Origin of the sequence: Streptomyces sp. NPDC052023 (assembly GCF_044548465.1) — a bacterium.
GTDB lineage: Bacteria > Actinomycetota > Actinomycetes > Streptomycetales > Streptomycetaceae > Streptomyces.
Genome location: NZ_JBIUBW010000023.1, coordinates 42447 through 63218, shown reverse-complemented (window position 1 = coordinate 63218; position 20772 = coordinate 42447). Strand labels below are relative to the sequence as shown.

The 20772-nt window shown below is 72.9% G+C and carries 15 protein-coding genes; 1 reads left to right on the top strand and 14 read right to left on the bottom strand.

Going from position 1 to position 20772, the window contains the following annotated elements:
- Positions 1-790: 790 nt before the first annotated feature.
- From ACIHCM_RS32275 to ACIHCM_RS32215, 13 genes are all read right to left on the bottom strand, one after another.
- A complete protein-coding gene (locus tag ACIHCM_RS32275) occupies positions 791-2137 on the bottom strand; it encodes a VWA domain-containing protein (RefSeq protein WP_399903760.1) in 1347 nt (448 codons plus the stop codon).
- Between the two features lie 107 nt (positions 2138-2244).
- The gene (locus ACIHCM_RS32270) at positions 2245-3549 is read right to left on the bottom strand and encodes a PP2C family serine/threonine-protein phosphatase (RefSeq protein ID WP_399903757.1); all 1305 of its coding nucleotides are present in this window, start codon (positions 3547-3549) and stop codon (positions 2245-2247) included.
- Between the two features lie 3 nt (positions 3550-3552).
- Positions 3553-6090, bottom strand: a complete 2538-nt coding sequence (locus ACIHCM_RS32265; RefSeq protein WP_399903754.1) for a tetratricopeptide repeat protein — start codon at positions 6088-6090, stop codon at positions 3553-3555.
- Complete coding sequence (locus ACIHCM_RS32260) at positions 6087-7430, bottom strand: hypothetical protein (protein ID WP_399903750.1); 1344 nt, start codon at positions 7428-7430, stop codon at positions 6087-6089. The genes ACIHCM_RS32265 and ACIHCM_RS32260 overlap by 4 nt, the downstream gene beginning before the upstream one ends.
- 49 nt (positions 7431-7479) lie before the next feature.
- Positions 7480-8496: a glutamate ABC transporter substrate-binding protein gene (locus ACIHCM_RS32255; protein ID WP_399903747.1), complete on the bottom strand. Its 1017-nt coding sequence runs from the start codon at positions 8494-8496 to the stop codon at positions 7480-7482.
- A gap of 14 nt (positions 8497-8510) precedes the next feature.
- On the bottom strand, positions 8511-9959 hold the full coding sequence (locus tag ACIHCM_RS32250) for a hypothetical protein (protein ID WP_399903744.1): 1449 nt from the start codon (positions 9957-9959) through the stop codon (positions 8511-8513).
- Positions 9960-10152: 193 nt separating this feature from the next.
- The gene (locus ACIHCM_RS32245; protein ID WP_399903741.1) at positions 10153-11127 is read right to left on the bottom strand and encodes an N-acetylglucosamine kinase; all 975 of its coding nucleotides are present in this window, start codon (positions 11125-11127) and stop codon (positions 10153-10155) included.
- Positions 11118-12377, bottom strand: a complete 1260-nt coding sequence (locus ACIHCM_RS32240; protein ID WP_399903738.1) for a 6-phospho-beta-glucosidase — start codon at positions 12375-12377, stop codon at positions 11118-11120. Before ACIHCM_RS32240 ends, ACIHCM_RS32245 begins: the two co-directional genes overlap by 10 nt.
- Before the next feature lie 8 nt (positions 12378-12385).
- Complete coding sequence (locus ACIHCM_RS32235; RefSeq protein WP_399903735.1) at positions 12386-13261, bottom strand: carbohydrate ABC transporter permease; 876 nt, start codon at positions 13259-13261, stop codon at positions 12386-12388.
- A complete protein-coding gene (locus ACIHCM_RS32230) occupies positions 13258-14196 on the bottom strand; it encodes a carbohydrate ABC transporter permease (protein WP_399903732.1) in 939 nt (312 codons plus the stop codon). Before ACIHCM_RS32230 ends, ACIHCM_RS32235 begins: the two co-directional genes overlap by 4 nt.
- A gap of 9 nt (positions 14197-14205) precedes the next feature.
- Positions 14206-15555, bottom strand: a complete 1350-nt coding sequence (locus tag ACIHCM_RS32225) for an ABC transporter substrate-binding protein (protein ID WP_399903728.1) — start codon at positions 15553-15555, stop codon at positions 14206-14208.
- Positions 15556-15607: 52 nt separating this feature from the next.
- The gene (locus ACIHCM_RS32220; protein ID WP_399903725.1) at positions 15608-17023 is read right to left on the bottom strand and encodes an ROK family protein; all 1416 of its coding nucleotides are present in this window, start codon (positions 17021-17023) and stop codon (positions 15608-15610) included.
- Positions 17024-17332: 309 nt separating this feature from the next.
- Positions 17333-18445: a mechanosensitive ion channel family protein gene (locus tag ACIHCM_RS32215; protein WP_399903722.1), complete on the bottom strand. Its 1113-nt coding sequence runs from the start codon at positions 18443-18445 to the stop codon at positions 17333-17335.
- A gap of 343 nt (positions 18446-18788) precedes the next feature.
- Here ACIHCM_RS32215 and ACIHCM_RS32210 point away from each other — a divergent pair, with 343 nt between their 5' ends.
- Positions 18789-19325: an HNH endonuclease gene (locus ACIHCM_RS32210; RefSeq protein WP_393105084.1), complete on the top strand. Its 537-nt coding sequence runs from the start codon at positions 18789-18791 to the stop codon at positions 19323-19325.
- Positions 19326-19418: 93 nt separating this feature from the next.
- Here ACIHCM_RS32210 and ACIHCM_RS32205 read toward each other — a convergent pair whose 3' ends face one another.
- The gene (locus ACIHCM_RS32205) at positions 19419-20756 is read right to left on the bottom strand and encodes an FtsX-like permease family protein (protein ID WP_399903935.1); all 1338 of its coding nucleotides are present in this window, start codon (positions 20754-20756) and stop codon (positions 19419-19421) included.
- Positions 20757-20772 lie beyond the last annotated feature (16 nt).

Sequence of the window (20772 nt, the reverse complement as noted above, 5' to 3'; positions counted from 1 at the left end):
GAAGGACCGGGACCGCCGGGGCGCTCACCGAACGAGGGGGGCGGCGGCCCGGAAGGACCGGGACCCCCAGGGCGCTCACCGAACGACGGCGGGCCGGAAGGACCCGGGCCGCCGGGGCGCTCGCCACCGAAGGCGGGCGGGCCGGAGGGGCCGGGCCGCTCACCGAACGCGGACGGACCGGACGGACCGGGAGCTCCAGGGGCCCCACCGGCCCCAGGCCGCTCCCCACCGAAACCACCAGGCCCGGAAGCCCCGGAGGGCCCCCCGGGCTCGGCGCCGAACGGCGGCCCCGGCGGGATCGGCTCGGCCGGACGGTTCATCTGCGACGGGCGCGAGCTCTGGTACTCGTACGAGTCACCGCCCCCGAAGGACGGTGGCGGGCCGGACGGGCGCTGGAACTGCGGAGCCGGCGGGCGCGGTGCCGCGGGGGTGTACGAGGTCGCGGTGTTGGTCAGGAAGTTCCACCGGCACTCCTCGCAGAACGGCGCGCCGCCCTCGCGGGGCGTACGGCACTGCGGGCAGAGCTCCGGCGGCGCTCCGGGCCGGCCGGTGTCCGGTCCGCCGGACGGGCCGGGCGGCGGAGGGAAGCCGTAGCCGCCGCCCGGGGGCGGCGGAGGGGGCGGAGGCACGGCACCCGCCATGCGGTGACCGCAGACCTCGCACCAGTCGTCGGAACCCGACTGGTGTCCGTTCGGGCAGGTCGGCATGTCGGCGCTTCCCCCTCTCCTGTTCCGGCCGTTTTCGACCGGTTTTCTCCAACCCCCGGGGGTCGGGCTCGCTTTGTTTCAGATCACTTCTTTACACGAACAGTCTTTGTCGACCGGGTTTCGAGTGTCATCTCGTCGGCCTCCGCGACCTTCGCCTTCAGTCGCACAGTACCTGTCGCCGCGTCGACCACGTCCACCACCTTCGCAAGGAGTTTCGCGGTGTCCGCGTTCCCGGAGGCGCCGGCGAGCTGAACGGCGCGGCCCAGTTTGGCCGTTGCTCCATCGAAGTCACCCGCTTTGCGCAGATCCAGCCCCTGCTGGATGACCTGTGCCAGTTCGGCCTGGCCGGTGTAGTGGGCGACCTGGGGGTTGATCGACGTCGAGGCGGCCATGTCGTCGGTCCATACGGCGCGTACCAGACCCTGGGCGCCGAGGTTCTGGGCGGTGCCGTCGGGGTGCGGGACCACCAGGGAGACGCGGGCGGCGAGCATCTCCTGGCCGAGGTGTGCGGCCGGGACCTCGACGCAGAGGTGGTAGTCACGGGACTCGTCTCCCCAGGAACCGGTGGGATAGTCCCCGGCGCGCGGGCCCGCCTCGGTGCGGCGACCGGTCAAGTCCTCGACCGTGGGGGCGACCTGCTTGACGAATCTGATCGTCGTGCCGACCGGCGTCCACAGCCGCAGGGCGACGTCCGCGACCTCCTTGCCCATCGCCGTCTCCATCATCCGCGTGAAGTCGGCGGCGAGGGCGGCCGGGTCGGCGACGATGTCGGCGGTGCCGAGCAGGGCGGAGGCGATGCCTGTGACTTCTTTCACTTCCCAGTCGGTGCCCACGCCCCGGGCGTCGCAGGTGAATCGCCCGGCACTGGCCTCCAGCGAGGCTCTGAGGTCCTGCGGCGACTCGTGCTCGTTGCGGCCGTCGGTGAGCAGGATGCCGTGCCGGATGGCCACGTCGGCCGAGGACAGCAGCCGGTCGGCGAGCCGCAGCCAGGTTCCGATCGCCGTACCGCCGCCGGCGGCGAGCCTGCGCAGGGCCTGCTTGGCCTGCTCGCGGGTGGTGGCGTCGGCGACGGCGAGCCGGCCGCCGCCCGGGTAGACCTCCTTGGCCACGTGCGTACCGCCGACCACCGCGAAGTGCACGCCGTCGCGCAGGGTGTCGATCGCGGCGGCGGTGGCGTCCCGGGCGTTGCGCATCTTGGTCGGCGGGTAGTCCATCGAGCCCGAGCAGTCGACCATGATCGCCACGGCCGCCGACGGGCCCTGCCCCGGCGAGTAGAGGTGGGGAGCCGCGACGGCGCTTCCGACGGTGCCGCCGCCGGTCGCGGTCACCGTGACGATCGCGTTGACCTCCCGGCCGCTCTCCGGGAGGTACTCGTTCTGGTACACGTCCACCGAGAACTGCGGCACGTTCGATTTCGAGAAATTGGCCATACGTACTCAAATCCCCCTTGAACGCCCCACGAGAGGTGGGGCGACGACGGAATCGCGGACCGGTCCCCTCCGGTCCGCCCAGCCTTCCCAGGCCTCCGCGCGTGGCCTCAGGCCGATCCTGCCCCCTGCGAGGGTGCGGGGAACGGCAGGACGGCCACTGTTACGTTGTCGTGGCCGCCGCCGTCCAGGGCGTGACCGACGAGGACGCGGGCGCCGTGCAGCGGCCGTACCGCCGTGTCGGGCGGCAGGACGCCGGCCATCTCCTCGGCTGCCTCCGCGTAGTTCCACAGGCCGTCCGTGCACACCACCACGACGCCGGGGCGGTCGGGCTTGAAGGAAGCCGTGTGCGGCTCCAGTTCGTAGGCGTCCGCGCCGAGCCAGCCCGTGATGGCGTGGGCGCGCTCGTCGGCGTAGGCCTCGGCCTCGCTCATCAGGCCCGCGGCGACCATCTGCGCGGCCCAGGAGTCGTCCTCGGTGAGCCGGGCGGCCGGCGCGCCGCGGTCCACCGGGACCCAGTAGACGCGGCTGTCGCCGACCCAGCCGACCACCAGAAGACCGGCGGTGACCACGGCGCCCACCAGGGTGCAGGCAGGGGCGTTCTGGTGCGGCTGGTGCTCGCGGGCCGTGGCGGGTTCCTGGGCGAGCGCGTTGACCGCGTGCGAGGCGGCGACGATGGCGTCGTGCATGGCCTGCTGGGGGTGCGTGCCGAGCGGCAGGGCCGCCAGCAGCGACTCGCTGGCCGCGCGGGAGGCGGCCAGGGACGCGTCGTCCGGGCGGGTCGCCGAGGAGACCCCGTCGCACACGACGGCGACCAGCGCCTCGGAGCCGTCGGGCAGAGCGGTGCGGCCGATGCCGAAGGCGTCCTCGTTGCGGTGGTGGCGCAGGCCGCGGTCGCTGACCGCGGCCAGCGGCCCGGACTCCTGCTCCATGTGGTCGCGTTCGCGCGGCTGGGCGTGCCCGCAGTTCTCGCAGTAGCCGTCGTGGTCGACCCGGCCCGCGCGGCAGGCCACGCACACCGTCGCGGGATCGGCACACGCCGCGGCGTCGGCGGTGACCCGCGGGTCCGGGGCCTGCAGGGCGTACTCCTCGGGCTCCGCCGGCCGGTCGAACCGCACGCCTGTCTCCGAGTGGCCGGCGGCGGCCGGGGACAGGGGGGAGCCGCCCGAGTCCGTGCCCGGCAGGTCGGCCGGCAGATGTGTCACGGGGGGTGGGCCGGAACTGCCCGGGCCGGCGGCGCCGGGCCAGCCGGAGGCCGGTGCGGCCCCCGAGCCGTTCATGGTGAGGGTCGGGTTGTCGTCCGGCCGTGGCGGCACGGCGGACAGGTCGTATCCGCACGCACCGCAGAAACGGTCACCCGACTCGAGCGGTTCCTCGCAGCTCGGGCAGGCGGACAGCTGGGGCATCTGCGACATCAACTACACCCATGTCCGGGGGCGGTAACGGTTGGCACGTTCCACCAGGTCGATCCTCTCTTCGCCGCCCCGCGCCAGGCGGGCCAGCGTGCGGTACGAACGCTCCAGGCCGAAGCGCAGCCCGCGTTCGTCCAGGCCGCTGCCGAGCAGCGTCCGCCCCCCGGCGGTGTGAGGGGCGGAACCCTGGCCACCGGAGAGTATCCAGTCCAGGGCACTGCCGAGCACCTCCGTGGCCAACTGCTCCCGTCGGGTCGGGTCCAGACCGTACGCGTCCAGCGCCTCGACCTGCCCGGCGGCTGCGGTCAGATCCTCCAGGAAGGGTACGTCGCCGGGGGCGGCCGTACGCTGCCGGAGCCGGGCCCGCACGGCGGCCACGCGGGCGGCCGTGTAGTGGATGGACGACTCCGGCACCGACTCCAGGGTACGCACGGCGCCGTGCCGGTCGCCGGTGGCGAGCTGGACGCGGGCCAGGCCGAACGCGGCGCTGACGAAGCTGGGGTCGGTCGTCCACACCAGGCGGTAGTACTCGGCGGCGTTGTCCAGCTGGCCGAGCACCTCCGCGCACAGGGCGAGGGCCAGCTTGGGAGCGGTCTCGCCGGGGAAGGCGTCGTAGATCGCGTCGAAGGCGAGGGCGGCGCCCTCGTGGTCGCCGGTGGCCAGCGCGGCCACCCCGCGGTACCAGACGACCCGCCAGTCGTCGGGTCGCTCCTCCTCCAGGGCGCGCAGGGCGTCCAGCGCGGCCGGGGAGTCGCCGCTCTCCAGCCACGCCCGGATCTGGCGGAGCCGGGTCTCCACCGAGGGAGCGGGCGCGGCGGCGAGCGCGCCGAGCAGCTCGGCCGCCGCGGTGGCCATCAGCCCGGCCAGGAAACCGGCGTTGGGATCACCCGGGTCGACGTGGGGCACGGGCAGGGCGAGGGCGGCGGCACCGGTGCCGACGGGCTTGACCAGGCCTGTCCCGCCGGTGACGGCGTGCGGGGCGCCTCCGGGCGGGAGCGGCCCCCCGGCGGTGGTCCCGGTCACGGGCGTGGCCCGGCGTGCGGAGGCCATGCGGGCCCCCAGCCGCGACACCTCGCCCGCCGAGCGCGGGAACAACTCCGTGTCCGTCACCCGCACTTCCGGCCCGAACAAGGTCGACAGCGCGGGTCGCGCCCGCCCCGTCTGCAGGGACACGACCTCCCGCAGCACTCCCGTCAGCTGCTCCGACATCTCCTGCGCGGAGGCGAACCGCCGGGCGGGGTCGGGGTCGGTGGCGCGGACCAGGAGCCGGTAGTACGACTCGTACTGCCGGAAGACCTCGATGTTGTCGGGGTCGGGCAGGGAGTCGGCGAACACGTTCGTGTAGCCCTGGAAGTCGAAGGTCAGGACGGCGAGCGTGCGGCCCACCGTGTACAGGTCGGACGCCACCGACGGACCGGCCTCCGCGACCTCCGGCGCCTGGTAGCCCACCGTGCCGTAGATCGCCGACTCGTCGTCGTCCATGCGGCGCACCGCGCCCATGTCTATCAGCTTGAGCTGGTCCTCGGTCTGGATGGCGTTGTCGACCTTGAAGTCGCAGTAGAGCAGGTTGCGGCTGTGCAGGTGGCCGAGGGCCTCCAGCGCCTCGATGCCGTACGCGCACGCCTGTTCCACCGGCAGCGGCTCGCGCCGCCCCCCGGGCGTGCGGCGGGCGTTGGCGATCTCCTTGAGGGACTTGCCGCCGACGTACTCCATGACGATGTACCCGTCGAGGGAGCCCGTGCGCTGGTCGAGGTGTTCGACGAAGTTGTAGATCCGCACGATGTTGGCGTGCTCGATCTCCGCGAGGAACCGCCGCTCGGAGATCGCGGCGGCCATCGCGTCCTGGTCGCCGGTGTCCAGCAGGCCCTTGAGCACCACCCACCGGTCGGAGACCGCGCGGTCGACGGCGAGGTAGATCCAGCCCAGCCCGCCGTGCGCGAGGCAGCCCGCCACCTCGTACTGGCCGTGCACGATGTCGCCGGACGTCAGCTTCGGCACGAACGAGTAGGGATGCCCGCACTTGGTGCAGAAGCCCTCCGTGCGCCCGGTGCGGTCACCGCGGGCGCGGCCCACCGGCGCGCCGCAGTCCGAACGCGAGCAGAACCGCTTCCGCTCCGGCACCTCGGGGTTCTGGAGCACCATCGAGCGCGGGTCGGGCCGCGGCACCTGCGGCACCTGCACCAGGCCCACGCCCAGCCGTCCGCGGGTCGAGGAACCGGACGTGGAGCCGGAGCTGCGCACCGAGACCGAGCGGTTCGAGGAGCGGCCCGACAGCGAGCGGGAGAGGCGTCCCGACACCGAGCGGCGGGACTTGGACGACTGCGACGACGTACGGGAGCTGCCGCGGGAGCCGGAGCGGGAACTGCCGCTCGCCGCCGAGCCCTTGCCGCCGCCGGTGACCCCGGTCGGCGGGGAGCCGACCATGCCGTTCGCGGACACCACCGGCGCCAGGCCGCAGGTGTCGCAGTACAGCTCACCGCCGCCGACGTCCTCGTAGCTGCCCTCGCAGCCCGGCCGCTGGCAGCTCTGCTGTGCCTGACTCATGACGGCGACTCCCCCCGGCGGTCCTGGAACTCCGGCGGACCGCTCTGCTGCGGCACCCGCGAGGCGGTGCCCAGCACCTCGGCCGCCGCGTGCTGGTAGCGCAGCACGGCCTGCTCGGCGACCCGCAGATCGCAGGGCGCGCTCCACAGCATCCGGCGGGCCGCGTCGTACCGCTCGATCAGCAGCGGGTCCTCCGCCAGGCCGTGCCGGGCGATCTTCGCCTTGTACGCGTCGAGCCTGCCGCGCAGCTCGGCCCGGACCGCCAGCGGCGCGGTGACCGCCGTCAACGACTCGCGGGCGCGCAGCAGTTCGTCCTCCGCCTTCTGCTCCAGGGACTCCAGGAGCGGGGAGAGGCGATGCCACTGAGCCTGTCTGCGGTACTCGGCGGCCGTCGCCAGCTGCTCCTGCAGCACGGTCGGCGGACCGCTGACCACCGGCACCTCCGTGGCGGCGATCTTCGCGAGCACCTCCCCGCGCGCGGTACGCGCCTCGGCGAGGGTGCGGTCCGCGCGCGAGAGCACGTCCCGCAGCTTCACCAGCCGCTGCTCGGCGTCCTTGCGCACGGCGAGCACGGCGTCGATCTCCCGGCGCACCTCCTCCAGGGCGCGCGCCTCCCGGTCGTACACCGTGGTGTCCGGCCTGCCACCGCCCGGTGCCGAACTGCCCTCGGCGCGCAGCCAGAAGGCCAGCGGGTCGGACACCACCTGCTCGCGCAGCCGGGTCAGGGTGCGGGTGATGCGCTCCAGGTCGTCCCCGGCCGGATGCTCGCCGGGGCGCACGCCGACGGAGTGCGCGAGCCTGCGGGTGCGCTGGAGTTCGGCGGCGAGCAGATCGATCCGGGCGGGCAGCGCCGACCAGACCGCGTCGGAGGCCACGACCATGTCCAGCGACCCGGCGTACAGCTCGTTCATCCGCTCCACGAGCGTGACCAGGGTGAACCTTTCGCTGAGCTTGCCCGCGCCGTGCAGCGTCGGCGCGTTCGCCGTCGCGGTGGCGCCGCCGGCGACCGTGACGGACTCGCCGCGCAGCAGGTCGGTCAGCTCCACCAGGTCCTCGCGGCTGGACCAGCGGCGGCGGGAGCGGATGTCACGGGCGGTGCGCAGCGCGTCGCTGTACGCGTCGAAGTACGCCCACAACAGGGAGATCGACGCCTCCGTGGCCGCCCAGCGCTCCTTGGTCGTGCCGGTGAGCTCCGCGCCTTCGAGGAGCCGGCGGCCCGCGTGGTCCTGGAGGGCGAACAGCGAGGTCTCGATCGCCTCGTGCTCCGCGCCCAGCCGCGCCAGCGCACGGTCCACCTCGTCCCGGTCCATCACCGGACCGGAGGCTCCCGTGACGCCCATCGATCACCTCTCGTCTGCTGGTCCGTGCTGCCGGTTCGCTGCCGGACGGTCACCTGTAGCGCGGCGCCGGCGGGGTCGCCGACTCCGAGTCCCTACCCAGCGTCGGGGACAGCCACTTGTCGTACGAGGCCTTCCAGCCGCCGTCCGAGCGGTAGTCCGCCAGTATGCGGTTGACCCGGCGTACCAGATCGCCGGCGTCCTTCTTCATCGCCACGCCGTAGTACTCCGTGGTGAACCGGTCGCCCTTCAGCTCCACCGTCGGGTCCTGCGCGGCCTGGCTGGCGGCGAGCGCGCCGTCCGTCACCACCGCGTCCACCTCGCCGAGTTGGAGCCGGACCAGGCAGTCGAGCTGGTTGGGCACGGTGGTGGAGATGTCGGCGGAGGCGGGCAGCTTGCCGGACTTGCGGTCCGCCGCCAGGTTGTCGTACGCCGTCGAACCGGCCGCGGAGCAGATCCGCTTGCCGGCGAGTGTGTCGTCGTAGCCCGTGACCGGTGAGGAGTTGGGCGCGAGGACCTGCTGGCCGGTGAGGAAGTACGGCGCGGAGAAGGCGACCTCCTCCAGCCGGGAGCAGGTGATCGTCATGGTGCGCACCACCATGTCGACCTGGCCGCTGCGGATCGCGGGGATGCGCTGGTTGGTGGGGATGGCCTTGAACCGGATCCGGTCCGGGTCGCCGAGCAGTTCTTGCGCGATCCGGCGGGCCAGGTCGATGTCGAAGCCCTCCAGCCCGACGTCCTGGGCGGCCGAGTTGGGGTCGCGGTAGCCCCAGCGGTAGCTGTTCTGGTCCACGCCGACCGAGACATAGCCGCGCTGTTTGACGGCCGCGATCGTGTCGCCCTCGGCGCCGGACGGGGGCAGGCTCTGGTCCTGGGGGTTCTCGCACGTCTCCGCCTTCGCCTGCCGGCCGTCGGCCACGCCGGGGCCGCCGACGCCCGTGCTGCCGTCGCCGCGCGGCTGGGTGTGCGGCAGCAGCAGCGCGAAGGCCACGGCGAGGACGCAGACGACCGCCATGGCTCCCACGCCGCCCCAGCCCTTCAGGCTGGCCCGCAAACGTCGTGCATGCATCGTCACGCCCCCTTTCACCGGTACTCCGAAAGCCTGCGGCCGATGCCCAACAGTGCGCCCGCCGCGCCCAGCACCGCGAGCACCGCCGCGCCGGCCGGCAGCCCGGTCATCGCGTTCCGGCCGTCGCCCGCGGACTGCTGGAACTCCAGCTTCTCGTGCTGCAGGGCAGTCTCCAGGCTGCGGTCGACGCTGTCGAAGCACTCGCCGGTCGGTTCTTCGCTCTTGGCGCCGATGATCTTGCTCAGCGCCGCCTGGTAGTCACCCGCGTCGTCGGCGTCCCGGGCCTGCTGGTGCCGCTCCTGCCAGATCTCCATGCTGCCCGCGGCGGTCCGCACGGGCTGCCGGCCCGCCTGGTCGTCGGCCAGGTCCTTCGCGGCGGCGAGATGCGCGGCGAGGTCCTTCATCGACGCCTGGAAGGCCACGTCGAACCTGTCCTTGAACTCGCCGCCCACCTCGACCGTCTCGGCGCCCCGGCTGACCAGCGTGAGGTTCTCGTTGCCGCGTGCCTTCAGAGAGGCGATCCGGGCGTCGTGCAGCACGTTCAGGGAGCGGACTCCGTGGTCGTAGGAGTCGTTCAGGCCGGCGCGGGCCACGCTGTGGCCGACGACCAGCCAGAGCAGCACCGCCGTCGTGGTGGCGGTGGCGGCGACCAGGCCGTGGTTCAGGACCCGGTTCGTCCGTACGAACGAGCGGTGCTGGGCCCAGGCGAGGGCGGCCAGGGCGAGCAGGCCGAGGGCGATCGCCGCCCAGGGGTACGGCGTCGCGTCCGCGTAGTCGGCGCGCAGCCGCGCGTTCTCCGAGGTGTAGAGGTCCTCGGCCGCGGGGAGCATCTCGGTCTGCATCGTGTCGTTGGCGTACCGCAGGTAGGCGCCGCCGAGCGGGTAGCCCTGGCGGTTGTTGGCGCGGGCGCGCTCGATGAGGCCCTTGTACTCCGGCAGGAGCCGGTTGAGCCGGGTGATCGTCTCCGCCGCAGGGGAGTCCGGGTCGGAGTTGCCGGCCGCCAGGACGAGCTTGTCGGCAGCGGTGCGGATGTCCTTCTCGTACCGCTCGCGGGACGCCTTCGTCTCCTGGCCGCCGGCCAGGAAGCCGCTGGAGGCGGCCGTGTTGGCGTCCGCCAGGGAGCGGTAGATGTCGGCCGCGGCGGAGCTGAGGGGCTGGCTGTTGTTCAGCACGTCGTCGGCGGCGGCCGCGCGGTCGGTGGCCTGCCAGGCGGACACGGCGCCGAAGGCCACGACCAGCAGGGCGAGGAGGGCGCCGATGAGGCGCAGCCGCCCCGGCTCCGTGGTCGCGGCGGCGCGCAACCGGTCCACGCCCTCGGCGAACGCCGTACGGCGCGGGGCGAGGGCGGCCGGCGCCGGTCCGGGCGCGGGGCGTTCGGGGGAGGGCGGTCGGGGCGGCACGGTGGGCTGGGTGGGCACGCCCGGCACCGGTGGCGCCGCGCTGCCCTTCGGCGTCTGTGTCACTCCTGACCTCCCCCGTGGTCATCCGTCGCCGCAAGTATCGCTGCCGGGACCGACATCCGCACCGGCATTGCGTGGATCTTGGTGGATCGCGAGCCCCGCAGCACCCCCTGCCCATGAATACGCCGGTGGAATCGGTTCGGTTCCCATGGAACCCGGCGACGTGCGCGCCCCCCGGCGCGCCCTCTCGCGCCCCTCAGCCCTCGAAGTGGGCCCGCACCCGCGCCCGCACCTCCGCGGCCACCGCTCCCAGCCGGTCCAGGCCCAGCAGCGCCGCCCCCAGGACCGGACTCGCCGTCACCACGCGGGGGACCGCCTTCGGCGCCCGTTCCGCCAGCACGTCACGGACCCGGTCGTCGAGTTGCGGATGACGGGCCGCCAGCACGCTGCCCCCCAGCAGCACCGGCGTCTCCTCGTCCAGCAGGTCGAGCCGGGACAGGGCGACCGTCGCCATGCTCACGACCTCCTCGGCCTGCCGGTCGACGAGAGCGCGGGCCACGGGGTCGCCGGCGGCGGCGGTGGCGAAGAGGACCGGCGTCAGTTCGTGCCGACGCAGCAGCGGCACCCGCTCCAGATGGAGCGCCTCGATCAGCGCGTACATGGAGCCGAAGCCGAAGTGCGCGGGCAGGGTCCGCGCCAGCTCGGTCGGCTCCCCGCGCCCGTCCTCCGCGCGTGCCGCGTGGTACAGCGCGTCATGGGCCAGTCCCCAGCCCCCGCCCCAGTCCCCGGAGATGCGCCCGATCGCCGGGAACCGCGCGGTGCGCCCGTCGGGCCGCATACCGACGCAGTTGATGCCCGCGCCGCACACCACCGCGACACCGCGCGGCTCGGTCACCCCGGCCCGCAGGATCGCGAAGGTGTCGTTGCGCACGTCGACGGTCGCGCCCCACGCGCGCGCGTGCAGCGCGCTCGTCAGCCGCTCCTCCTCCACGGGGAAGTCGGCGTTGGCGAGGCAGGCCGAGACATGCGTGACGGAGGTGACCCCGGCCGCGGCGAAGACCCGCTCCACCGCCTCGGCGACGACGTCCGTGGCCGCCTCGACCCCCACGGTGGGCGGCCGGAACCCGCCGCCCCGCGCGGTGGCGAGCACGCTGCCGTCGGCCGCCACCACCGCGACGTCCGTCTTGCTGTTGCCCGCGTCGACGGCGAGGACACATGTGGTCAGGCCCACGCGAGGTGCTCCCGGTTGTGTGCGATCAGCTGGTCGGTCAGGGCGCCGGCGTACTCGTACTGGCCGACGAGGGGATGCGCGAGCAGCGCCCGGAAGACCCGTTCCCGGCCGCCGCGCAGGGCCGCGTCCAGGGCGAGGTCCTCGTACGCCGTCACGCTCGCCATCAGTCCCGCGTACAGCGGATCCACCGTGGCCACCGGCAGCGGCGCCGGGCCCTGCCCCGCGCCCACCGCCGCCTGCACCTCGATCACCGCGTCGTCCGGCAGGAAGGGCAGCGTGCCCCGGTTGTACGTGTTCACCACCTGGTGCGGGCTTCCGGCGCCGCACAGCAGCGCCGCCGCCAGGTCCACGGCCGCCTCCGAGTAGAAGGCGCCGCCCCGCCTGGCCAGCAGCTCCGGCTTCTCGTCGAGCGCCGGATCGCCGTACATCCGCAGCAACTCCCGCTCCATGGCTGCCACTTCCTCGGCCCGGGACGGCTTGGTGCGCTGCTCGCGCACCACCTCGTCGTGCGCGTAGTAGTAGCGCAGGTAGTACGACGGGAACACGCCCAGGCGGTCCAGCAGCTCGCGCGGCAGGCGCAGGTCCGCGGCGATCGTGTCGCCGTGCTCGGTGAGCAGCTTGGGCAGGACGTCCTCTCCTGCGAGCCGGACGCCGGTCTCCCAGGTGAGGTGGTTGAGGCCCACGTGGTCGAGGTGGACGTCGGCCGGGGCGACCCCGAGCAGCGCCGCGAACTTCCGTTGCAGGCCGATCGCCACGTTGCACAGCCCGACCGCCTTGTGCCCGGCCTGGAGCAGGGCCCGGGTGACGATGCCGACCGGGTTGGTGAAGTCGATGATCCAGGCGTCCGGGTTGGTCCGCCGTACCCGCTCGGCGATGCCGAGCACCACCGGCACCGTGCGCAGCGCCTTCGCCAGGCCGCCCGCGCCGGTGGTCTCCTGGCCCACGCAGCCGCACTCCAGCGGCCACGTCTCGTCCTGCTGCCGGGCCGCCTGGCCGCCGACGCGCAGCTGGAGCAGCACCGCGTCGGCGCCCTCGACGCCGGCGTCCAGATCGGAGGTGGTCACCACCCGGCCGGCGTGCCCCTGGCGGGCGAAGATCCGCCGGGCCAGGCCGCCCACCAGCTCCAGGCGGTCGGCCGCGGGGTCGACCAGCACCAGCTCCTCGACGGGCAGGGTGTCCCTCAGACGGGCGAAGCCGTCGACGAGTTCGGGGGTGTAGGTCGAACCGCCGCCGACCACGGTGAGTTTCATCTGTCCAGTCAACCCTTCACTCCGGTGAGCGTGACGCCCTCGACGAACGCCTTCTGGGCGAAGAAGAACACGAGGATCACGGGGGCCATGACCAGCACGGTCGCGGCCATGGTGAGGTTCCAGTCGGTGTGGTGCGCGCCCTTGAACGACTCCAGGCCGTAGGACAGGGTCCAGGCGCCCGGGTTCTCGGAGGCGTAGATCTGCGGGCCGAAGTAGTCGTTCCACGCGTAGAAGAACTGGAAAAGTGCCACGGCGGCCACGCCCGGCCGGGCCATCGGGAGCACGACCCTCAGCAGCGTCCGCAGTTCCCCGCAGCCGTCCACCCGCGCCGCGTCCAGGTACTCGTCGGGAATGGTCATCAGGAACTGGCGCAGCAGGAAGATGGAGAACGCGTCCCCGAAGGCCATCGGGATCAGCAGCGGCCACAGCGTGCCGGACAGGTCCAGCTGCTTCGCCCAGAACAGGTACATCGGGATGACGACCACCTGGGGCGGCAGCATCATCATCGAGATCACCAGCATGAGCGACAGATGACGGCCCCGGAAGCGGAACTTGGCCAGGGCGTAGGCCACCGGGAGGGACGACACCACGGTCAGGACGGTGCCCAGACCGGCGTAGAGGAGGGTGTTGCGCCACCAGGTCAGAAAGCCCGGCGTGCCGAAGACCCGCCGGTAGTTGTCCCACTCCCAGGTGTCCGGGATCAGGTCGCGGCTCAGTGCCTGACTGTCACTCATCAGCGAGGTCAGCAGCACGAACACGAACGGGAGCGTGAAGAACAGGGCGGCCGCGACACCGAGGGCGTGGACGGCGATCCATTCGAGGAGCGCACGCCGCCGGGGCACGGGCGCGCCGAGCACCACGGGCTTGTCGAGTACCTGGGTCATCGGTCACCTGCCTGGACGAGACCACCCCGGCGCCGCATCAGCAGCGCGGTGAACGCCATCGACAGGGCGAACAGGACGAGGGCCACCACGCACGCCGCGCCGTAGTCGAAGCGCTGGAAGCCGAGGTTGTAGACGAGCTGGGGGAGGGTGAGCGTCGACTTGTCCGGGTAGCCGGGCTCGAACAGCGTGCCCGCGCCCTGGATCACGCCCGAGGCGACCTTCCCGGCGACCAGCGGCTGCGTGTAGTACTGCATGGTCTGGATCACGCCCGTGACCACCGCGAACATCACGATGGGCGAGATGTTCGGCAGCGTCACGAACCGGAACCGCTGCCACGCCGACGCGCCGTCCAGCTCCGCCGCCTCGTACTGCTCCTTCGGCACGTCGAGCAGGGCGGCCATGAAGATGACCATCAGGTCGCCGATGCCCCACAGGGCGAGCAGGGTGAGCGCCGGTTTGGACCAGTCCGGGTCGGCGAACCAGGCGGGTGCCGGGATGCCGGCCCCCTCGAGGATCGAGTTGACCGGGCCGGTGCCGGGGTTCAGGAGGAAGGCGAAGGCCATGGTGGCGGCGACGGGTGGTGCGAGGTAGGGCAGGTAGAAAAGGGTGCGGAAGACGCCCGTGCCGGTCCTGATCCTCGTGATGAGCAGGCCGACACCGAGTCCGAAGACCACCCGGAGGGTGACCATGACCAGCACCAGCCACAGGGTGTTGCGCAGGGCCGGCCAGAAGAGCGGGTAGTGCGCGAAGACATACGTCCAGTTCTGCGTCCCGCTCCAGGCCGGCGGCCGGAAGCCGTCGTAGCGCATGAACGAGAAGTAGACCGTCGAGAGCAGCGGATAGGCGAAGAAGACCGAGAAGCCGATCAGCCAGGGGGACAGGAAGGCCACGGTGCGCAGTGCTGATCTGCGGCGTTTGGCTGCCAGGGTGGTCATGGTGTGCCGCTACTTCGCCTGCGCGATGTCCGTGTCGATCTGCTGGGCGGTCCTTTCCAGGCCCGCCTTCAGATCGGTCTCCTTGCCGCTTTCGTAGCGGTAGCCGAACTCCTGGATGGTCGTGAGGTACACACCGCCGTTGACGGAGGCCGGGGTGGTCGTGGAGTGCGGGTTCGCGGCGATGTCCAGGAACGTCTTGAAGCGCGGGTCGTACTTCAGCTCGGGCGACTTCAGGGCTTCGAGCGTGGAGGGCACGTTGTGGATGGCGTTGGAGAAGTTCACGACCGCGTCCGTGTCGGTGGTCATGTACCTCACCAGCTCCCAGGCCGCGTTCTGCTTCTCGCTGGTGGCGGCGATGCCGGCGATGGTGCCGGTGATGTAGCCCTTGCCGTACTGGTCCGCCTGGTCGTCGGGGACGGGCAGCGGGGCGACGCCGATCTCGAAGTCCGGGTCGGCGTCCAGGGCCATGCCCAGGCGCCACTCACCGTCGAGCTGCATGGCGACCTGGCCGGTGTGGAAGGGGTGCTTCGGGCCCCATTCGTCGCCGAGGGTGGCGCGGTAGGTCTCCAGCTTCCGGTAACCGCCGAGGGAGTCGACAAGTCGCTTCTGGAGCTTGAAAGCGGCCTCGAAAGCGGGGTCCTTGGCGACGTTGGACTTGCCGTTGTCGTCGAAGTACGTCGGGGAGAACTGGCCCAGATAGTGCTCGGTGGTGGTCTCCCAGCCGTGGTAGTTCGGCATGAACCCGAGCTGCTTGTACGAGTTCCCTCGCGGGACGGTCAGCTTCTTCGCGACGGACTCGAACGCGGACCAGGTCTTCGGCGGGGACGTGATGCCGGCCTTCTCGAACGCGGTCTTGTTGTAGTAGAGCCCGTACGCGTCACCCAGCAGCGGGACCGCACAGCGGTTGCCCTCGAACTGGGTGTACTCGTGCATCGCCTTCGGGAAGGTCTTCTCCGGATCGACGCCGGACTTCTCGAAGAACGGGTCGAGGTCCACCAGCGCGCCCGACGTGCAGAACTTGCCGACGTTGTTGGTGGTGAACGACGAGATCACGTCGGGCGCGTTGGTACCGCCCGCCCGCAGGGCCTGGTTGATCTTGTCGTCGGTCATGTTGCCGACGACCTTCACGTCGATGTGGGGGTGCGCCTTCTCGAAGCCGGCGATCAGCGACTTCACGGCCGCGACCTCGGAGGGGGCGCTCCAGGCGTGCCAGAAGGTGAGGGTGGTGGCCTGGGAGGGATCGTCGTCCGCGCCGGCGGAGGACTGGCCGGTACAGGCGCCGGCGAGGAGGACGGTGGCGGCGGTGACGGCTATGGAGACGGTGAAGCGCGTGGCCGCTTTTCGGGACTTTCCGGGCATGGCGAAGCCTCCCAGGGCAGGGGACGAGGAACGGGCCGGGTCGGGGTGCTGCTCAGCGCGAGGTGTCGAAGACCTCGTCGCGGGTGGTGGCGAGGGCGCTCTCCAGGGCGCCGCGCAGGACGGGATGTTCGCGTACGTCGCCGAGGACGAGCCGGGGCCGCGCGGCCGCCAGCTCCGCCAGCTCGGCCTGCACCAGGGCGCGCAGGGTCTCGCCGCCGCAGGTCAGGGAGGTGCCGCTGAGGACGACGAGCTCGGGGTCGAGGACGGAGACGAGCGAGGCGAGACCGGTGGCGAGGCGCGTGGCGTAGGTGTGCAGGAGGCGGCGGTGGGGGTCGCCGCCGGGGTGCGAACTGCAGGTGCCGGGGGTGCCGGGGTTTCCGTCGGGGTGCGTGCCGGGGGTGCCGCCGGCCGGGAGGGTGCGGCGGCTGGAGCCGGCGTCGGCCCGGCACGCACGGGGGTCGGAGTCCGCGTCGCTGTGCCGTACGCCGCGCCCCGAGCCCTCACCGGCCTGCCGCGCGCCGGGCCCGGAGTCCCCGGCGCCGTACCGCTCGGCCGCGCGAGCCAGCAGCGTGGCGGCGGCCTCGGTGTACGGGCCCGGGGGGATGTCCGGGACGCCGAGGTCGCGGGCGAGCGACGGCAGGGCCTGGGAGCCGGCCAGCTCCTGGTAGCCGCCGCTGTTGGCCTTGGTGACCTGGCGGACCAGAGGCGCGCCCGGGACGGGCAGGAAGCCGACCTCGCCGGCGCCGCCGGTCCAGCCGCGGTGCAGCCGGCCGCCGAGTACGAGGGCGGCGCCGAGGCCGCCCTCGTTCCACAGCAGAACGAAGTCGCCGTGCCCGCGGGCGGCGCCGAGCCGCTGCTCGGCGACGGCGACGAGGTTGACGTCGTTCTCGTACTCCACCGGCATCGGCAGCGCGGCGGCGAGTTCGTCGAGGAGGGTGGGGGAGTGCCAGCCCGGCAGGTGCGAGGCGTAGCGCAGCCGGCCGGTGTTCGGGTCGAAGGCACCCGGGGTGCCGATGACGAGCCGGTGGATGTCGTCCCGCGCCAGCCCGGCGGCCTTCACGGCGCCGTCGAGTGCGTCGGTGACCTGGCGTACGACGGGCTGGGCCGGCCGTCGGCCGCGGGTGGGGACCTCGTACGTGCCGACCGTACGGCCGGTGATGTCGGCGACGGCGGCGAGGATGCGCTCAGGGGTGACGTCGAGGCCGGCGGCGTGGGCGGCGGCCGGGTTGACGGCGTAGAGCTGGGCGTTCGGGCCCGGGCGTCCCTCGCTCGTCCCGGTCACCAGCACCAGCCCGGCGGCCTCCAGCCGGGCCAGCAGTTGCGAGGCGGTCGGCTTGGACAGGCCGGTGAGCTTGCCGATCCGGGTGCGCGAGAGCGGGCCGTGCTCCAGGAGCAGGTCCAGGGCGGCACGGTCGTTCATGGCCCGCAGCACACGGGGGGTGCCCGGGGTGCCGGCGGTTCCTGCCATGGGTTCGGCACCTGCCTTTCGGCCGCTCGGCTTGGCAGCGGCGGTGGTGCGCCGCCACTGTTAGGAAGGTTTCCTGTCTGCTGGGCAGGACCGTAGGCCCGGCGCGAGGGGGCGTCAAGAGCGCACGTCCCCGGCAACGGAGTCGTTACCTGCGGGGGCGCACGGAGGCTGACGGCGCGGTCGCCGGGGAGGGGCGCGGTGGTGCGGGCGGGGCAGGGGCCGGCCGGGGAGCGGCCCGCCGAGGCCGGCCTTGCCGTCGGCCGCCCGCTGGGCGACCGTTCACACGAGCGAGCGTGCCTGACCGTTGCGCTACTTGGCCGTGCTCGTCGGCGGCGCGATCGGGGACGCCGCGACCGCCTGCGGAGAGGTGCTGCTCGCGAACGCCGACGGGGCCGACATCCCCGCCGTCGGATCGGCCGGCGGCTGCTCGTGCTGCACGGGCAGGCCGCCGACGATGCGGATGCCCTCCTGGTCGAAGCGGCGCTTGATGCGCCAGCGCAGCTCGCGTTCGATCGTGAGCGCCTTGCCCGGCATGGTCCTGGCGGAGACGCGCACGACCATCGAGTCGAGCAGGACGCTGTCCAGGCCCAGGATCTCGACCGGGCCCCAGAGCATCTCGTTCCAGGGGTCCTCCTTGCTCAGCGCCTCGCCGACCTCGCCGAGCACGGCCTTGACGTGGTCGAGGTCCTCGGAGGGGCGCACGGTGACGTCCACGCCGGCCGTGGCCCAGCCCTGGGAGAGGTTGCCGACCCGCTTGACCTCGCCGTTGCGGACGTACCAGATCTCGCCGTTGTCGCCCCGCAGCTTCGTCACGCGCAGGCCCACCTCGATGACCTCGCCGGACGCGACTCCCGCGTCGATGGAGTCGCCGACGCCGTACTGGTCCTCAAGGATCATGAACACGCCGGACAGGAAGTCCGTGACGAGGTTGCGGGCGCCGAAACCGATCGCCACCCCCGCCACACCCGCGGAGGCCAGCAGCGGAGCCAGATCGATCTGGAACGTGGACAGGATCATCAGGGCGGCCGTACCGAGGATGACGAAGCTCGCCACCGAGCGCAGCACCGAGCCGATCGCCTGGGAGCGCTGACGGCGGCGCTCCACGTTCACCAGCAGGCCGCCGATCGCGGTGCCGTCCACCGACTGCGCGGTGCGGTTCATGCGCTCTATCAGCTTGGTGATCGCCCGCCGCACGACCACCCGCAGCACCGCCGCGATCACCACGATCAGCAGCACCCGCAGCCCGATCGCGAGCCACGTCGACCAGTTCTCCTCCACCCAGCCGGCCGCGTTCGAGGCGCTCTGCTGGGCGTCCTGGAGGGAAGGCACGGAGGGGCCCGTCCCGGACGGGGACGGTGAGGGTGACGGTCCGGCGGCCGGCAGGGCGGGCAGGGACGACACGGCGGGTACCTCCAGGTGCAACGGTCCGCCCCCGGTACGGCGGTCAGGTCCAAGGTCACGAACGGGTCACCGGACGGGCGGAACAACCACACTATCGGGGCACCGTGTGGGGATCGTTGCGCTGTTCGAGGGAGGAACGGTGTCCGCCGGGGGATGTACAGAGCAGACGAACAGCAGGTGAGGAGAACAGTCCGGCGAGGAGGGGGGAGGAAATGGCCGGGAGCCTGGGGAGGAAGCTGATGTGGTCGAAAACACTCCCAGCCCGTTACCGGGACATGGTGGCGCTTTCACCAGGCATGAGGGGAGACTGACTGCAGATCGTCCCGGCGCGAGCCACGCGCCGCCGGCGTACAAGGAGGCATCCGTGCCGCATGTCCTGGTCCTCAACGCGTCGTACGAGCCGCTCGGCGTCGTACCGCTCCGCCGCGCGCTCATCCTCGTCCTCGAGAACAAGGCCGTATGCCTCGAGGAGTCCGGCGCCTACCTGCACAGCGCGACCGTCACAGTCCCCGCACCCAGCGTGGTCCGGCTCAAGCGATTCGTCCGGGTTCCCTATCGGGGGCCCGTTCCACTGACCCGCCGCGCGCTCTTCGCCCGCGACGGGGGCCGGTGCATGTACTGCGGTGGCGTCGCAACCAGCGTCGACCACGTCATCCCGCGCAGCCGCGGGGGCAAGCACGTCTGGGACAACGTGGTGGCGTCCTGCCGCCGCTGCAACCACGTGAAGGCCGACCGTCATCTCGGCGAGATCGGCTGGCGGCTGCGCCACAAACCCGCCCCACCCACCGGCCTGGCCTGGCGCATCATCGGGACCGGGCATAGGGACCCGCGCTGGCTGCCGTACTTGCAGCCGTACGGCGCGGACGACGCCATGGCCCGGATCGACGGCATTTCCGCCTGACGGATCCGGGCTTTCGCATGTCCCGGGCAGGGTGCCTGTACGGGACCGGGGAGCTTCCCGCCCACCCCGGTCCCGCGGGCGCGCGTGCCGGCCCTAGGCGTACCTCAGCTCGCCCGGCCGCACGGACCGGCGCAGCAGGGGCAGTGAGGCGGCCGCCGCCAGCAGGCACGCGCTGTACATCCCCACCGGTACCAGCAGCGCCGCCCACGGGAGCGAGCCGCTCCCGGCGAGCCCGGCGTAGCCGGTGCCGATGACCATGCCGCCGACGCCCGCGGGCAGCAACGCCGGTGCCAGCGGCAGGGCGGTCTCCAGCAGCAGCGCCCGGCCCAGCACCGCCTGCGGCACCCCGGCCGCGGCCTGCGCGGCCAGGCCCCGGCGCCGGGTGGCGAGGGACTCCGCGGTGCCGACGGCGAGCGCCGACAGCGTGATCAGCAGGGCGACCGCGATCGCGGCGGCGGTCAGGTCCAGGCCGGTGGTGTAGAACGAGCGGCTCGCGGCCAGCTGCTGTGGGGAGTCGAGCGTGTCCAGCAGCGCCTGGCGGACGCCGACGAACCCCGTGCCGACGATCGTCACCAGCAGCACCGCCGCATGGGTACGGGCCAGGGCCCAGGGGTCGTCGCGCAGGCGCTCCGCAGCGATCAGCACGGCCGGGCGGCCCGTCCGGGCGGCGAGGAAGGTGCCCATGAGCCGGGCCGAGGCGCCGCACAGCCAGACAGCGCCCGAACCGGTGAGCAGGACGGCGAAGAACACCGTCGGTGGCGCCTGCGCCGACCCGAGAGGCCCGCTCCCGTTCGAAGCCAGCCCCGTGAGCAGCAGCACGGTGAGCACCGCGGCCGCCCCCAGGAACACGCGCCCAGGGCGCGGGGTGGTGTGCACCCGGCGCACCCGGCCCAGGGGTGAGGCGATCACCCGGCGCAGCGCCAGGGCGCTCACCAGCGCCCCCAGCACCGGCACCGCCACCGTTGCGAGGGCGAACCCGGCCCATACGGTCACCGGCGGCCGGTGCCACACCTCCAGCACCACCAGGGCGGAGGCGAGCGAAGCCGCTGCGGACCCGGCCAGGCAGGCGAGCCCCGCCTCCAGCGCGGCGATGCGACGCACCTGCGCCGGTGCCGCCCCCGCGAGCCGCAGCGCGGCCAGCCTGCGGTCCCGGTGCACGGCTCCGACACGGGAGCACTGGCCCAGGAAGCCGAGCACCGGGATCAGCAGCAGGGCCAGCGCGAGGACGACACCCGACCGTTCCCCCGGCTGGTCGAGCAGACCGTTGCCGAAGCCGACGGTGTACTGCCCCTCCAGCGACGCGATCGCGACGGCGGCCAGCGCGAAGCCGGTGGCCAGCCCCGCGCCGACCGCGGTGAGCCCCGACCGCCACCACTCCCGCAGGCCGGAACCACGGGTGAGCAGCCAGGCCAGCCGCAGATCGGACGTCATGCCACCGGGGCCGGTA